This is a genomic window from Polaromonas sp. P3_B4, assembly GCF_056402835.1.
In genome coordinates this window covers 1,247,311-1,262,736 of the sequence record NZ_JBFUGQ010000001.1, presented here as the reverse complement: position 1 = coordinate 1,262,736, position 15,426 = coordinate 1,247,311, and the positions used below count along the sequence as shown (strand labels likewise).

Annotated in this window: 13 protein-coding genes and 1 tRNA gene; 8 read left to right on the top strand and 6 right to left on the bottom strand. The window is 60.9% G+C overall.

The annotated features are described in order from the left end of the window. Positions 1 to 12: 12 nt before the first annotated feature. Together AC1DVV_RS06180 and AC1DVV_RS06175 are read left to right on the top strand one after the other, a co-directional pair. The gene (locus tag AC1DVV_RS06180; protein WP_457282751.1) at positions 13 to 387 is read left to right on the top strand and encodes a DUF2237 family protein; all 375 of its coding nucleotides are present in this window, start codon (positions 13 to 15) and stop codon (positions 385 to 387) included. A gap of 69 nt (positions 388 to 456) precedes the next feature. Next, positions 457 to 546 (top strand) — tRNA-Ser (locus tag AC1DVV_RS06175). 170 nt (positions 547 to 716) lie between these two features. Here the strand turns inward: AC1DVV_RS06175 and AC1DVV_RS06170 are convergent. The 4 genes from AC1DVV_RS06170 to AC1DVV_RS06155 all read right to left on the bottom strand — a co-directional run bounded on the left by AC1DVV_RS06170 (position 717) and on the right by AC1DVV_RS06155 (position 4,404). Then, entirely contained in the window at positions 717 to 1,847 is a 1,131-nt protein-coding gene (locus AC1DVV_RS06170; protein ID WP_457282750.1) for a branched-chain amino acid ABC transporter substrate-binding protein, read from the bottom strand. 222 nt (positions 1,848 to 2,069) lie between these two features. Further along, entirely contained in the window at positions 2,070 to 2,414 is a 345-nt protein-coding gene (locus AC1DVV_RS06165) for a hypothetical protein (protein ID WP_457282749.1), read from the bottom strand. After that, a complete protein-coding gene (locus AC1DVV_RS06160; RefSeq protein WP_477702604.1) occupies positions 2,411 to 2,848 on the bottom strand; it encodes a DNA polymerase III subunit chi in 438 nt (145 codons plus the stop codon). The genes AC1DVV_RS06165 and AC1DVV_RS06160 overlap by 4 nt, the downstream gene beginning before the upstream one ends. Then, complete coding sequence (locus AC1DVV_RS06155) at positions 2,845 to 4,404, bottom strand: leucyl aminopeptidase (RefSeq protein ID WP_457282747.1); 1,560 nt, start codon at positions 4,402 to 4,404, stop codon at positions 2,845 to 2,847. The genes AC1DVV_RS06160 and AC1DVV_RS06155 overlap by 4 nt, the downstream gene beginning before the upstream one ends. Before the next feature lie 70 nt (positions 4,405 to 4,474). Here AC1DVV_RS06155 and lptF point away from each other — a divergent pair, with 70 nt between their 5' ends. From lptF to AC1DVV_RS06125, 6 genes are all read left to right on the top strand, one after another. Next, positions 4,475 to 5,599 (top strand): LPS export ABC transporter permease LptF, encoded by a 1,125-nt coding sequence (gene lptF, locus AC1DVV_RS06150; protein WP_457282746.1) that lies wholly within the window; start codon positions 4,475 to 4,477, stop codon positions 5,597 to 5,599. Further along, positions 5,596 to 6,738, top strand: a complete 1,143-nt coding sequence (gene lptG / locus AC1DVV_RS06145) for an LPS export ABC transporter permease LptG (protein ID WP_457282745.1) — start codon at positions 5,596 to 5,598, stop codon at positions 6,736 to 6,738. Before lptF ends, lptG begins: the two co-directional genes overlap by 4 nt. A 15-nt stretch (positions 6,739 to 6,753) precedes the next feature. Then, a complete protein-coding gene (locus AC1DVV_RS06140) occupies positions 6,754 to 7,131 on the top strand; it encodes a sirohydrochlorin chelatase (protein WP_457282744.1) in 378 nt (125 codons plus the stop codon). Positions 7,132 to 7,221: 90 nt separating this feature from the next. Next, positions 7,222 to 8,166, top strand: a complete 945-nt coding sequence (locus AC1DVV_RS06135; protein WP_457282743.1) for a CysB family HTH-type transcriptional regulator — start codon at positions 7,222 to 7,224, stop codon at positions 8,164 to 8,166. 111 nt (positions 8,167 to 8,277) lie between these two features. After that, entirely contained in the window at positions 8,278 to 9,453 is a 1,176-nt protein-coding gene (locus AC1DVV_RS06130; protein ID WP_477702602.1) for a pyridoxal phosphate-dependent aminotransferase, read from the top strand. A gap of 125 nt (positions 9,454 to 9,578) precedes the next feature. Further along, on the top strand, positions 9,579 to 9,737 hold the full coding sequence (locus AC1DVV_RS06125) for a DUF3309 family protein (RefSeq protein WP_457282741.1): 159 nt from the start codon (positions 9,579 to 9,581) through the stop codon (positions 9,735 to 9,737). Positions 9,738 to 9,908: 171 nt separating this feature from the next. Here the strand turns inward: AC1DVV_RS06125 and hrpA are convergent, their stop codons facing one another. Both hrpA and AC1DVV_RS06115 read right to left on the bottom strand, forming a co-directional pair. Continuing rightward, positions 9,909 to 13,889 carry an ATP-dependent RNA helicase HrpA gene (hrpA, locus tag AC1DVV_RS06120; protein WP_477702601.1) on the bottom strand — a complete coding sequence of 1,327 codons (3,981 nt, stop codon included), beginning with the start codon at positions 13,887 to 13,889 and terminating at the stop codon, positions 9,909 to 9,911. A gap of 119 nt (positions 13,890 to 14,008) precedes the next feature. Then, positions 14,009 to 15,229, bottom strand: a complete 1,221-nt coding sequence (locus tag AC1DVV_RS06115) for a sensor domain-containing diguanylate cyclase (RefSeq protein WP_477702600.1) — start codon at positions 15,227 to 15,229, stop codon at positions 14,009 to 14,011. Between the last annotated feature and the right edge of the window lie 197 nt (positions 15,230 to 15,426).

Sequence of the window (15,426 nt, the reverse complement as noted above, 5' to 3'; positions counted from 1 at the left end):
GCAGGCAAGACCATGAGCGCAAAAAACGTACTGGGCACGGATTTGGTGCCCTGCTCCTATGACCCGCTGACCGGCTATTTTCGGGACGGTTGCTGCAACACGGATGCGTCGGATGCGGGGTCCCACCTGGTATGCGTTCGCGTCACGCGTGAATTTCTGGCTTTTTCCGCCAGCCGCGGCAACGATCTTTCCACGCCGCAGCCTGTGTACCGCTTTGCGGGCCTTCAGCCGAATGACCGCTGGTGCCTGTGTGCCAACCGGTGGCGCGAAGCGCTGGAGGCCGGCTTTGCACCGCCTGTCGTGCTGGAGTCGACGCACAGCAAGGCGCTGGAATTCGTCTCCCTGGCCCAGCTGGAAAAGCACCGGTTCCAGGACGCACTCCACTGAGCCTGTTGCGCTTCGGGTGCAATTCCTGCCTCCGTCTGTTCGCAGCACTGCTATAATCGAAGGCTTCGCGGAAGGGTGGATGAGCGGTTTAAGTCACACGCCTGGAAAGCGTGCGTAGGGTTAAACCTACCGCGGGTTCGAATCCCGCCTCTTCCGCCAAACAGTCTCGTCGCCGTGAGTTTCCACACGGTGGCAAAAACTCCTAAAAGCCCAGCTTGCTGGGCTTTTTTGTGCCCGCTCCACTTTCGGCGCCTCATTTCCGGTCTTCCCGGGTTTTTGCCGGGCAAAAAAAAGCCACCTTGCGGTGGCTTTTTTCTTGCGGTGAACGATTAGTTCAGAGCAGACTTCTTGCCGTCTTTGTAGACGTACAGGGTGATAGCGGGGTTCTTCAGTTCGCCATTGGGTTCAAAAGCGATCGTGGTGGTCACGCCCTTGAAATTGGTTTTAATCAGCTCAGGGGTGTAAACCTTTGGATCCCAGGATCCGGCGCGCTTCATGGCATCAACCAGAACGAAGGTCGCGTCATAGGTGTACGGGCTGTAAACCTGGAACTGCTTCGGATACTTGGCTTCGTAGCGCTTCATCCAGGCTTCGCCGCCTGGCATTTTGGCCAGCGATGCGCCGCCTTCAGCGCAAACCACGTTGCCGATGGTCTTGGCGCCTGCAGTCAGCTTGGCAAGTTCTGCGGTGCAGATGCCGTCGCCGCCGAAGTACTTGACGTTGCCCATGCCGAGTTGTTCCATCTGGCGCAGCATTGGGCCGCCTTGTGGGTCCATGCCGCCGAAGAAGATCGCGTCAGGTGCTTTGGCCTTGATGGCGGTCAGGATGGCCATGAAGTCGGTAGCCTTGTCGGTGGTGAACTGCTCGTCAACCACGGTCATGCCTTTTGCCAGGGCCGTTTTCTTGAACACTTCAGCAACGCCCTGGCCGTAAGCCGTACGGTCGTCAATGATGGCGACTTTCTTCAGCTTCAGCGTGTCGGCAGCATAAAAAGCCAGGCCAGCGCCAAGGGCGTTGTCATTGGCAATGATGCGGTAGGTGGTTTTGTAGCCTGGCTTGGTCAGGTTGGGGTTGGTTGCAGCGCCCGTGACGTGGGGAATGCCGCAATCGTTGTAGACCTTGGAAGCGGGAATGGTGGTTCCGGAATTCAGGTGGCCGACCACGCCGGCGACTTTGGAGTCGCACAGCTTTTGTGCAGCGGCGGTGCCCTGTTTTGGATCAGCGGCGTCATCTTCAGCAACAATTTCAAACTTGACCTTTTTGCCGCCGATGACCACGTTTTGCGCGTTCAGGTCTTCGATGGCCATGCGCACGCCGTTTTCATTGTCTTTGCCGTAATGGGCTTGCGAGCCGGACAGCGGCGCCACGTGACCGATCTTGATCACTGCGTCTTGGGCAGAGGCAAAACCCGCTACTGCAGCGAGAGCAGCCACTACTGTCAGTTTTAATTTCATTTGCATAAAAAACACTCCGATTAGGAAATTACCGTTAAAGGTTGAGAACAATTTTTTTACTCAACGGGGCCGAACATAACGCAATTTCCGGGCCCGCACCATAGCAACGTCCCTAGGTTAAATTCCGATAAGGGGGTTTACCCGGGGAGCAGATTGCCTTATGTGAACTTGTGTTTCAAGGGTTGGGCACAGCGAAAAAGCATCTGTGCAGACAGCCGCTCGCGCATCCTATGCGTCCGTGTTTGGCGGTGCCGCTTCGTGCTTCAAAGCCTGGCTCACAGATTGACGGACAACGTCCTCAATTTCTTCGCGCAGACGTGGAACCAGGGTTTGCGTGTGCTCCAGGATAAGTTGCCCTACGACCTCCCGCAAACGCCGCTCAAGAACCAGGTTCACCCGCTGCAGCACGCGTTGCACCATCTGCTCCTGAAGCTCTGCAGAAGCGGTAGACGGCGGCACCGGCAAACCAGTCCTGGCTGGTTCAGGCGGCGCAGCCGGCATCGGTGCAGGCATGGGCCGCACGACTTCCGTCAGCGTCGGCACAAACCGCGGCGGTGCGGGCGGGCGGTTCATGCGCCCTCCCCGGCCGTCGCAAGGTCATGGCGTTTCATGGCATAGCCCCTGTCGGTGTAGTGCTTCCACCGGCTTCGCGCTGCAAGACGGTCATCGTCGGCCTGCGCCACAACTTCGATAAAACGTTCGAAGCGTTCAAATTCGGCGGGAATGCCATGCCCCAGATTGACCAGTACGCCGTAATGCGAGCAGTCCTTGAGCGACTCGGCCAGCACCACCGGCGTTGCCGCCAATGTACTTTGGGGGGCGCCCGCACGGCAATGCGGCACAAATTCCGCAGGCGAAAAACTCCAGATCAACTGGTCCAGTTCCGCCAGCACCGCCGCATCCCCCGTCACCACAACGCTGGCGCCGCTCAGGTAGGCCTTGCGAAGTAACCGGCAGCTGTAGGCCAGCTTGTCCGGCACATTGAAGTGAAAGGCGATTTCGGTCATGCCCGGGTTTTGGATGCGGATTTGCGCCTGGAAACTGTTTTGGCTTTTTTGCCCGATGCTTGGGCCGAAGTCCCTGCCCTGGCAGGCACCACCTGGTCCAGCAGGTAGTCCAGCAGTAGCGGCACCGGCCTGCCGGTCGCACCTTTGGCGGCTCCGCCTTTCCAGGCCGTACCGGCAATGTCCAGGTGCGCCCATGGAAAACTGGCTGTAAACCGCTGCAGGAACTTGGCCGCGGTCACCGCACCCGCGGCACGCCCCGCCACGTTGGCGACATCTGCAAAATTGGTCTTGAGTCCTTCGGCATAATCGTCATCCAGTGGCATCCTCCAGCACAGGTCCAGGGACGATTCGCCTGCCGTCGACAACGCCTCGGCCAAGGTGTCGTCGCTGGAGAAAAGCCCGCTGCGCACGCCGCCCAGGGCAATCACGCAGGCGCCGGTCAGCGTCGCGATGTCCACCACCGCCCGGGGCTTGAAGCGCTCAGCGTAGGTCAATGCGTCGCAGAGCACCAGCCGCCCTTCGGCGTCGGTGTTCAGGATCTCAATGGTCTGCCCGCTCATGCTGGTCACCACATCGCCGGGCTTGATGGCGCGGCTGCCCGGCATGTTTTCGCAGGCGGGAATCAGGCCTACCACATTGAGCGCCGGCCGCAGCTCTGCCAGCGCCCGGAAGGTGCCCAGAACGCTGGCGGCACCGCACATGTCGAACTTCATCTCGTCCATTTCGGCCGCGGGCTTGATGGAGATACCGCCCGTGTCAAAGGTGATGCCTTTGCCAACGAGTACGACGGGCGCCTCGGCCCTGGCCGCCCCCTCATAGCGCAGCACGATAAAACGTAACGGCTCGGCCGAACCCTGCGCCACGGCCATGAAGGAGCCCATACCGAGTTTGGCGACCTCTTTGGGGCCCAACACCTCCACCTTGATGCCGCGCAGCTTGCCCAGTTCCCTGGCAGCGCCGGCCAGAAGCGTCGGTGTCGCGTGGTTGGCCGGACGGTTCGCCCACTCCTTGGCAAATTCAATGCCCTTGATCAGCGCTGCGCCTTTGTCAATGCCGGGTCGCGCGATTTGGGCACTTGCGGCGTCATTCACGGCAACCACCACCCGTTGCAACCTGCCGGGACCGGCTTTTGTGTTCTTGGCGGCTTTGGACTTGGTGGTAGCGTAGGTATAAGTGGCATCACCGCAAGCGACCACGGCCGCGCGCACGGCTTCAGCTCGAAGACCGCCCACGGCACCGAAGCAAATGGTCAGGTGCTGCACGTTTGCAGCCTTCAGGGCGCCCAGGCCGGCACTGACGGCGGTACGAACGTTTTTGGCGCTGGCATCCCCGACGCCCGCCAATACGACCCGCCTGGCAGTAATGCCGGGAGCGCGGTACGTGCTCAGGAGCTTGCCCGGCTTGGCCTCAAAGTCCCCCGACTTGATCGCCAGCGATGCGAGCACCGAAAGAGGGTCATTGCCGGAGCCCGGATCCTGGGGTACGAGAACCAGCAGCGCGTCGGTTTTTTCACTGCAAATACGGGTGGGTGTCAGTGTTTTGAGTTCAAAGTCCATAATTCAGGGTCTGGTAAATAAACCAAAGTAAAACAAAAAATAAAACGAAGCCAAGGCAGATATTCAGTCAATGTTATTCCAATCCACGATTCGCAAAGAGCTGGCACGCAGTTTTGGGGCCACGCTGGTCGTCCTGGTCACCATCGTGATGACCATTGTTCTGATCCGCACCCTGGGCCAGGCATCGCGCGGTTTCATCAATCCGCAGGACGTCATGCTGTTCATGGCCTACTCGGCGCTGGGACGCCTGCCGACCATCCTCACGCTGTCGCTGTTTATTGCGATGGTCAGTACCTTGTCGCGCATGTACCGCGACAGCGAAATGGTGGTGTGGTTCACCAGCGGTCAGGGCCTGTCGGGTTTTCTGCGGCCGCTTTTCCGTTTTGCATGGCCTGTCCTGCTGGTCATCACGCTGATGGCTCTTTTTGTTTGGCCCTGGACCAACCAGCAAACCAAAGACATGCAAAGCCGCTATGAGCAGCGCGGCGACCTTGACCGCATTGCCCCTGGCCAGTTCCAGGAATCCTCCAGCGGCAACCGGGTTTTCTTCATCGACCGCGACCTGGCGGGCGAGCGCTCCAGCAACAACGTCTTCATCGCTGCGACCGAAAAGGGCAAGAGTTCCATCACCACGGCCCGCTCGGGCCGCATCGAGGCCAGAGGTGACGCGCAGTTCCTCATGCTCGAAAACGGCCAGCGCCTGGAAAACGTGATCGGGCAATCGGCGCTCAAAATCAGCGACTTCGAAGAGTACGGCACCAAAACCGGCGATAACAATCCGCTGACCGAAAACGCACCGGAAGCCAAACTGCTGTCCACCCGCTCCCTGATCAAGGCGCCGACCCGCGGCAACCTCAGCGAGCTGGCGTGGCGGCTGGGGCTGGCGCTGGCATCCATCAACTTTGTCGTGCTGGCGGTGGCCCTGGCCAGCGTGAATCCGCGCGGTGGCCGCAGCGGCAACATGATCTTTGTGCTGCTGACGTTTGTGGTCTACAACAACCTGGTCAACCTCGGGCAAAGCTGGATTTTTGTGGGCCTCATCAGTTTCAGTAACTTCCTGCTGGCGCTGCATGGCGGCGTCCTGCTGCTGGCCCTGGCCTGGCTATCCAAGCGGCAGTTCAACTGGACGCTGCGGCCCGCCCGGCGCATCAACCGTACACCGCTGGCCGTACGTGACAGTGAAAGCCACGCATGAAAACCATACGCCGCCTGATCTACGGTGAAGTGCTGGCTGCCATCGCCCTGGTGGCACTGGGCTTCCTGGCCCTGTTCTTCTTTTTTGACCTGGTCGATGAACTGCAATACCTCGGCAAGAGCAGCGGCATCAACGCAGCCGATATCTACCAGATCAGGCACGCATTGTTGTATGTAGGCCTGCTGATTCCCAATCATTTGTACGAGCTGCTGCCGATCTCCGTCCTGATCGGCACCATCTTTGTGATGGCCCGGCTGGCACAGAGCTCCGAATACACCATCCTGCGCACCAGCGGACTCGGCCCCTGGCGCGCGCTGAAGTTGCTGCTGGTCCTGGGGGCGCTGTTCGTGGTGTTCAGTTTCGCCGTGGGCGATTATGTGGCGCCTGCCAGCGAACGGGCCGCACAGCTGCTCAAGGCGCGCTACCAGAACAAGATCACCATCGGCCAAACCGGTGCCTGGCTGAAGGAAAAGCAGGCCTACAACACCTTTGTGGTCAATGTGAGGGCGCTTACTCCCGACAACGAAATGCAGGGTGTGCAGATTTTCGAGTTCAACAACAAGGGACTGATCGTCTCCACCACACAGGCGCCGCTGGCAGCGTTCACCGCCGGCGATGCCTGGGAATTGAACCAGGCCACGCGCGCAGAGTTTGATGTTCCAGCCGGCGCCAGCAGCGCCGCCAAACCCGGAGGCAGCGCCAAGGTCAACCGCACAGTGCTAAAGAGCTTTCGCTGGCCTACCGAAATCAGCGCTGAAATGGTTTCGGTGGCGCTGCTCAAGCCTGAGCGCATGGGCACCATTGACCTGTTCAATTACGTCCGTCACCTGGACGCCAATGGGCAGACCGCGCAACGCTATGAAATAGAGTTCTGGAAAAAAGTCTTTTACCCGCTCAGCTGCCTGGTGATGGTGATTCTGGCGCTGCCTTTTGCCTACCTTCACTTTCGCTCCGGCGGCATCGCCGGCTACGTGTTCGCCGGTGTGATGATCGGCATCAGCTTCTTCCTGCTCAACAACGTGTTCGGCTATATCGGCAACCTGCGAAACTGGCAGCCCTGGCTTGCGGCTGCCACGCCAGGCCTGCTTTATATGGCCGTCTCGCTGGGCGCGTTTGGCTGGCTGGTGCTCAGGCGTTAACGGACGCTACCGTTCATGACGTCCCTGGCCCATACGCCGCGCGGCATCATCCTGCTTGCCCATGGCTCGCGCGACCCGCAGTGGCGCGACCCCATTGAGGCGGTTGCCGCTCAAGTCCGTCTCCGCGAGCCCGGCACCCCTGTCAGTTGCGCCTACCTGGAGCTCTGCCCACCTTCATTGCCTGAAGCCGCTACAAATTTAATAGCTTCTGGCGCCCGCCATATAAGGGTGTTTCCGCTTTTCTTTGGTATAGGCAAGCACGCCCGGGAAGACTTGCCGCTGCTGGTCGAACGCGTCAGGTTGGCACATCCAGGCGTAGAAGTCGAGCTTCTGCCTGCAGCCGGGGAATACCGCGAATTGACCGCACTTATGGCCAGCATTGCCTTGTCATAACCGTGGAGGCATGGCGCATCGGTACGGCGGTTGGGCTCCTCTTTAGCGTAAAACAGGCATAATAAAACCAATAATTAGCCTGAATTCGATATGAACCTTCACCAATTCCGCTTCGTCCAGGAGGCCATCCGGCGCAACCTGAACCTGACAGAGACCGCCAAGGCCCTGCACACCTCGCAGCCCGGCGTATCCAAGGCCATCATCGAGCTTGAAGAGGAACTCGGCGTCGAAATCTTTGCACGGCACGGCAAACGCCTCAAGCGCGTGACGGAACCCGGGGAACACGTCCTCAAAAGCATTGAACTCATCATGCGCGAAGTCGGCAACCTGCGCCGCATTGGCGAGCAGTTTTCTGCCCAGGACAGCGGCACCCTCTCCATTGCCACCACCCATACGCAAGCCCGTTATGTGCTTCCGCAGCCCGTTGCCAAGCTGCGTGAAGCCTTTCCCAAAGTCAATGTCAGCCTGCACCAGGGCTCTCCCGACCAGGTGGCGCGCATGGTGCTTGATGAGGTGGCCGAAATCGGCATCGCGACCGAATCATTGACGCAGTACGAAGACCTGGTGACCCTGCCCTGCTACGAATGGCAGCACATGCTGGTCATTCCTGTTGACCATCCGTTGGCCAAAAAAGACAACATCACGCTGGAAGACCTGGCGCAAGAACCCCTGATCACTTACCACCCGTCTTTCACCGGCCGTACCAAGATCGACCTGGCGTTTGCCGCCAAGCGCCTGCAGCCGCGCATTGCGCTCGAGGCGATTGACTCCGACGTCATCAAGACCTATGTGCGCCTGGGACTGGGCGTGGGCATCGTCGCAGAAATGGCCATCAAGGAAGACGGCACCAACAGCGACCTGATTGCCATCGCGGCCGGCCCGCTGTTCGGTATCAACGTAGCCCGCGTGGCCTTTAAACGCAGCGCCTACCTTCGCAATTTCGTCTATAAATTCGCCGAACTGCTCAGCGACAAGCTGGACCGCGCCCTGATCACCAAGGCCATGGCTGGCCGTGTCAATGACTATGAGGTTTGACTCCCCCCCGTGGCGGGCTTCGCCCGCCTCCCCCTCAGGGGGCGCCGCAAGCGGCCCGGCAAAGCCGGTTCCGCCGCGGCCGCTTGCAAAAGAAACACATCCAGCCCAATCATGACCATGATCCTCGAACGAACTCCAGATCTCAAAACCAAGCTGCCCGCTGTCGGCACCACCATCTTCACGGTGATGTCCACACTGGCTGCTGAAAAAGGCGCTGTCAACCTGGGCCAGGGATTTCCTGATTTTGAGTGTGACCCACAGTTGGTCAACGCCGTCACGGACGCGATGACAAAAGGCCTGAACCAGTACCCGCCCATGACGGGCGTTCCGGCGCTGCGCGAAGCCATCTCGGCCAAGGTGGCCAAACTTTACGGTCACCGCTACGACGCCAACACCGAGATCACCATTACCGCGGGCGCCACGCAGGCCATCATCACGGCCATCCTGGCTGTCGTTCACCCCGGCGACGAGGTCATCGTGCTGGAGCCCTGCTACGACAGCTACGTGCCCAACATCGAGCTGGCCGGTGGCGTCGTGGTGCGCGTTCCCCTCACGCCCGGTACCTTCCGGCCCGACTTCGACAAAATTTCCGCAGCGATCACATCCAGGACACGGGCGATCATCGTCAACTCGCCCCACAACCCGAGCGCCACGGTATGGACCGAGGCCGACATGCTCACGCTGCAGGACATCCTGGCGCCCACTGACGTCCTGCTGATCAGCGACGAAGTCTATGAGCACATGGTGTTCGATGCGGCCCAGGGACGCATCCATCAAAGCGCCGCACGTTTTCCCGGCCTTGCCGCGCGTGCGTTCATTGTCAGCAGCTTCGGCAAGACTTACCACGTCACCGGCTGGAAGGTCGGCTACGTGGCCGCACCCGCAGCACTGACCACCGAGTTCCGCAAGGTGCACCAGTTCAACGTCTTCACCGTGAATACCCCTGTGCAATACGGGCTTGCCGCGTACATGGCCGATACGCAGCCTTACCTGGACCTGCCGGCCTTCTACCAGCGCAAGCGCGACCTCTTTCGCGAAGGCCTTGCCAAAACCCGCTTCAAGCTGTTGCCCAGCGAAGGCAGCTACTTCCAGTGCGTGGACATCTCCGACGTGAGTGACCTGGACGAAGCCGGGTTCTGCAAATGGCTGACCACTGAAATCGGCGTGGCGGCGATTCCCCTGTCGGCGTTTTACGGCAACGGCTTTGACCAGCGCGTGGTGCGGTTCTGTTTTGCCAAAAAAGACGAAACATTGAACACGGCGCTGCAGCGCCTGGCCAAGTTGTAAACGCGGCAAGCCTCGCATGTAAGCCAAGGCTGTCAGTATTTGCCGACGGCTGGACAGGCGTTCATCCTGCTTGTTTGCGCCCCGCACCGGGAAAGAATCACTTCACATAACAAGGAGTGCTTCAAATGTCCCTATCCCTTATCCTGCTGATCGTTCTTATTCTTATCCTGGTCGGCGCTTTGCCTACCTGGGGCCACAGCCGCAGCTGGGGTTACGGGCCCAGCGGGGGTGTCGGCCTGGTGGTGTTGATCCTGGTCATCCTGCTGTTGATGGGACGCATCTAGTCCGCACCTTCCGTTGGTGATTCACCAGGAAAAATGGCCTTGCATTGCAAGGCCATTTTTTTTGCGCTCCCATCTCACAAGCCTGTTTCAACTATTCAGTTGCTGCCACGCTTTTTAGCGGCGGCATAACAAGCCTTCGGCAGTTGTTAGCCTTCGCTGAAAGGTCTGGACTCAGCTATTGAGCTGAGTCCAAACCTTTTCTAACCGCTTAATGCTGACCGGCTGCGGTGTGCGCAGCTCCTGCGCAAAAAAGCTCACACGCAGCTCTTCCAGCAACCAGCGGAATTCCTGCATGCGCGCATCCACCGCGCCTTTTCGCTCAGCCACCAGCCGCCAGTAACGCTGCTCCTGCGGTCGCAACTCGGTCATCCGTGCGGCATCACGTGCCGGGTCGGCACGCCATTTTTCCAGCCGCAACGTGATGGCCTTGAGGTAGCGTGCGAAATGCTGCAGTTGCCCATAAGGTGTGGCCGTCAGAAAGCGTTTGGGTACGAGGCGCTGCAGTTGCTGGGCGGCATCTGCCGCGGCTTCGGCGGCATTTTTCGTGTCCTTGATCTTGCGTTGGGCCACAGCGAACTCGGTCAGGATGCCGGCAGCCAGCCGGGCCACCTCGCTGGCAATCAAGGTCAGGCGCCCTCGCCCATCGTCGATGCGTTTTTTGAACTCGGCTTCGTGCGTCGGCAACGGGTCGAGCAAAAAGGCACGGTCCAGCGCCACTTCGATGATCTGCTCGCGCAATTCCTCCAGCGTACCGCCGCCGGAATTGTCGGCTGCGCGGCCCACCAGCATGTAGCTGGTAGCCGTTTTCTGCAGCTCCGGCAGGTTCTTTTCCAGGTACTTCAGCGCATCCTTGATTTGCAGGGAGAACAGCCGGCGCAAGCCGGCGCGGTGCTTCGCGGCCGCCACGTCGGGTTCGTCAAACACCTCGATCGTCACCGCATCGCCCAAATCAATGAGCGCCGGAAACCCTATCAGCGTCTGCGAACCCTTGCGGATTTCCATCAGCTCCGGCAACTCGCCAAAGCTCCAGCTGGTGTAGCGCTCCGGCGCTCTGGGTGCTATCTTTTCAGGAGCTGCTTGCGCACGTCCTGATTGGGCCGGAGGCCGATTTGATACTGAATTTTCGGTGGATACCGTCTTTTCGGACCCAGATTCGGGTGCTTTTGCCAGGTTTTTGAGTCCCGCCAGCGCCTGGAAGGCACCCCGTGCCTGCGAGCCCAGTTCGCCCTTGAGCGCGCCCAGGTTGCGGCCCGCGCCCAGCTGGCGCCCGTGCTCGTCGACCACGCGGAAGTTCATGAACAGGTGCGGGGGCAGCATATCCAGCTTCATGTCATTGCGCTTGACGTCCAGCGAGGTCGCATCGCGCACCAGCTTGAGCACCGCATCGGTCAGCGAGCCGCTGCCGAACACCTCGGGTTGCAACAGTTGCTCCGTCATGCGGGCGGCGGTATCGGGCAACGGCACCAGCCGCGAGCGCGGGCGCTGGTGCAGCGTCTTGATCAGCGCCTGCACCTTGTCCTTGAGCATGCCCGGCACCAGCCACTCGCAGCGCTCTTCATTGACCTGGTTGAGAGCGAACAGCGGCACATCCACCGTCACGCCATCGCGCGCGTCGCCGGGTTCGTGCAGGTAAGTGACCCAGCAATCCACACCACCCATTCGCAGTGTCTTGGGAAACGACTGCGTAGTGATGCCGGCAGCCTCATGCCGCATCAGTTCTTCACGCGTCAAGAGCAGGAGCTGCGGCTGCTTTTTGACTTCCTCCTTGTACCAATGTTCGCAACTTGCACCACTGTGTACGTCAGCCGGGAGTTGCTGGTCATAAAAAGCGTAGATCAGTTCCTCGTCCACCAGCACGTCCTGGCGCCTGGCTTTGTGTTCCAGATCCTGCACCTGCTGGATCAGCTTCAGGTTCGCCGCGAGGAAAGGCAGCTTGGTGTCCCAGTTCCCGGCCACCAGTGCTTCACGGATGAATATCTCGCGCGCCGTGACCGGGTCTACACGGCCGAAATTGACGCGCCGCCCGTTATAGACCACCAGGCCGTAAAGCGTGGCACGCTCCAGCGCCGTCACCTGCGCAGCCTTTTTCTCCCAGTGCGGGTCCAGCAGCTGCTTGGCTAAAAGATGCCCAGCCACCTGTTCTATCCAGGCCGGGTCAATGTTGGCAATGCCACGGCCAAAAAGGCGTGTGGTTTCCACCAGCTCGGCCACCACAATCCAGCGGCCCGGCTTTTTGCTCAGGCGTGCGCCGGGGTGGCGGTAGAACTTGATGCCGCGTGCACCCAGGTACCAGTCTTCCTCGTCGCTCTTGCAGCCGATGTTGCCGAGCAGGCCGCACAGCATCGATAAATGAAGCTGCTCATAGCTGGCAGGCTTGTCGTTCAGGACCCATTTCTGTTCGCCCACAACCGTATGCAGCTGCGAATGGATGTCGCGCCATTCACGCACGCGGCGGATATTGACGTAGTTCTCGCGCAGCAGGTTCTCATACTGGCGGTTTGACAGTTTATGGTCGGTGCCGTGGCCGCCACGCGCGTCGCCCAGCCATTTCCACAGCTTCAGGTAACCACTGAACTCGCTCTTCTCATCATCGAACTTGGCATGCTGCTGGTCGGCTTGGGCCTGTTTGTCCATGGGGCGGTCGCGCACATCCTGCACACTGAGCGCACTGGCGATCACCAGTACCTCGTCGAGCGCGTTGCGGTCCTTGGCTTCCAGAATCATGCGGCCCACGCGGGGGTCCAGCGGCAGCTTGGCCAGCGTGCGGCCGACGCCGGTGAGCTCGTTGTCTTCGTCCACCGCGCCCAGCTCGGCCAGCAGCTGGTAGCCGTCGGCAATGGCGCGGCGCTGCGGCGGCTCGATAAAGGCAAACTCTTCCACATTGCCCAGGTGCAGCGCCTTCATGCGCAAAATCACCGAAGCCAGCGAACTGCGCAGGATTTCAGGGTCTGTGAAAGGCTGGCGGCCCTGGAAGTCCTTTTCGTCGTAAAGGCGTATGCAAATGCCATCGGCCACCCGGCCGCAGCGGCCTGCACGCTGGTTGGCCGCGGCCTGCGACACCGGCTCCACCATGAGCTGCTCGACCTTGTTGCGAAAGCTGTAGCGCTTGACGCGCGCCGTGCCCGCATCCACCACGTAGCGAATGCCCGGAACAGTCAGCGAGGTTTCGGCCACGTTGGTGGCCAGCACGATGCGCCGCCCACTGTGGCCGTCAAAAATGCGGTCCTGCTCGGCCTGGCTCAGGCGCGCGAACAGCGGCAGCACCTCGGCGTTGCGCGTCAGCGGCTGGTGCGCCAGGTGCTTGCGCAAGTGGTCAGCCGCCTCGCGGATCTCGCGCTCTCCTGGCAGGAAAACCAGGATGTCGCCTGCGCTGTGCGGGCTCAGCCAGAGCTCGTCGACTGCGTCAGCAATTGCATCGTTCAGGTCGTGCTCGCGTGACTCCTCAAACGGCCGGTAGCGCTGTTCGACGGGAAACATGCGGCCCGACACCATGATGACCGGCGCCGGAATTTTTGACCCCCACGCTCCGCGCTGCGCGTCGTCGCTGCCCCCCGAGGGGGCGTCGCCCGGCTTGGGGCGGCCCGGCGCCGGGGCGGCAGAAGCAAAGTAATCCGCAAACCGCTGCGCATCAATCGTCGCCGAGGTGATGACCACCTTGAGGTCGGGCCGGCGCGGCAGCAGCTGGCGCAGGTAGCCCAGCAGAAAGTCGATGTTCAGGCTGCGCTCATGGGCCTCGTCGATGATGATGGTGTCGTAGGCTTTGAGCAGCGGGTCGGTCTGCGTCTCGGCCAGCAAAATGCCGTCGGTCATCAGCTTGACGGAAGCGTCGCGCGAGAGCCGGTCCTGGAAGCGCACCTTGTAGCCCACCACGTCGCCCAGCGGCGTTTTCAACTCCTCCGCGATGCGCTTGGCCACGCTGGACGCGGCAATACGGCGCGGCTGGGTATGGCCTATCAGTCGGCCCTGTCCGGCCGGGTAATTGAGCTTGCCGCGCCCCATGGCCAGCGCAATCTTGGGCAGTTGGGTGGTTTTACCCGAGCCAGTTTCGCCACAGACAATGATGACCTGGTGGGCCGCCATGGCGGCGGTGATTTCGTCGCGTTTGCCCGAAACGGGCAGCGACTCTGGAAAGGTAATGGCGAGGGGAGACAAGGATGGAGGCGAAGAAAAAGGCAAGCAGAGCAGGATAAAAGCGGCAGCAGCGCTGCCAGAGCGCTCAATTATCGGGTGTTCCAGCCCGCAGCGGACCGGCTATGGTTATGGCGCCGCGATCAGGCCGCCAGCACAGGCAAGTCGACGGTTTCCCCACTGGTCTCGTCAAACCACGCAATGCGGCTCGGGTAGCTCAGCGCGGTGCGCGACATGCCTCGCCCTATGCTCACTGCCGAAGAGGCGCGCGCATCGGATTTGGAGACCCGCAGCACGCCAAGGCCGACCTCGGCAACCCAGCGCGTCTGCTGGTTCCCTACCAAATCACCCTCCAGTGTGGTGTTAAGCACCACCGGCCGCGCCAGGGCGGCCTGGACCCTGCGCGCCAGGTGGATCAGCTGGCCGCTGTCATGGCAATTGCGCATCAGCAGCAAAAACCCGTTCTCTTCCAGGCGCCCCATTTCCACATGCGCGGGTACGGTGCGGCGCAACCGGCCGGCACATACAAACAGTGCGTGGTTGGCGGCCGCATGGCCATAGAGCTTTTCCAGCACATAAAGATTGGCCACCGACACCACAATCACGCCCAGCGGCACGGGTTCATCGCGGTAACGCCTGAAGGCCGCCTCCAGCATGTTGCCGGTTTCGCTGTGCGAGCGCATGCGTGTGACCGGGTCGTAGCTGGGGCCGTGTGCCATGGCCCGGTTCAACTCGATCAGGTAGGAATAACGGGTCCAGAGCACAGCCGCCATGGTGGCCAGATAACACGTGCCGGCGACAGCGGTCACCGCGTGCACCTGCCACGGCACATGGGCACGGTCCAGTGCCACCCAGCTCAGCCCCGCAATGGCCACCAGCATGAAGGAGACGCCCGAGACGGCCACCCAGGCCAGGCGATCCCCCCGCACGGCGCTGCGAAGACTGAGCGCCATTGCCACCAGCCCCAGAAAACACGCCACCGCCAGGCTCAGCGCCAGGGCGTGGCGCGGGCTCAATGCCCAGCCAGCCGCGATACTCAGAAGAGCCAGGCTCGCCAACCAGGGCAAGGCGCGCCGGGCCGAGTCCGGATTGCGCAGGATGCCAAGAATGGAAAACAGCAGGTAAGCCAGTAGCGCAGAGACCACGCTGGCCACATGGGCCAGGAAACGGTCCAGAAGATCGGCGTTCTCGATCGGCAATCCGCCCAGGAAGGCCACCACAAAAAACGTCGAGGCGATTGCCGAGACAGCCGCATTGACGGCAATGCGCCGCAGGGACCGGATATAGGCAAATGCTGAACCGGCCAGCATCAGGCTGGCTGACCCGAAATAGCAGCCCCAAAACCCGATCGCGTATTTGTCCATGAACCCGAACCATACCCCGCCGCCCCTCATTAAGCAAACCCTCAAATGCAGTACGCCGGCAAAAAGCACACCCTCGCCAAAGCCGGCATTTGCATCCCTCAGGCCGGCTGTGTCTCCCTTACACTCACTGGACTTTTTCCGTTTACCGGGGAAACAGCGCCCAGGGAGACCGCTTGCCACCTTCCGCGCCGTCCCCG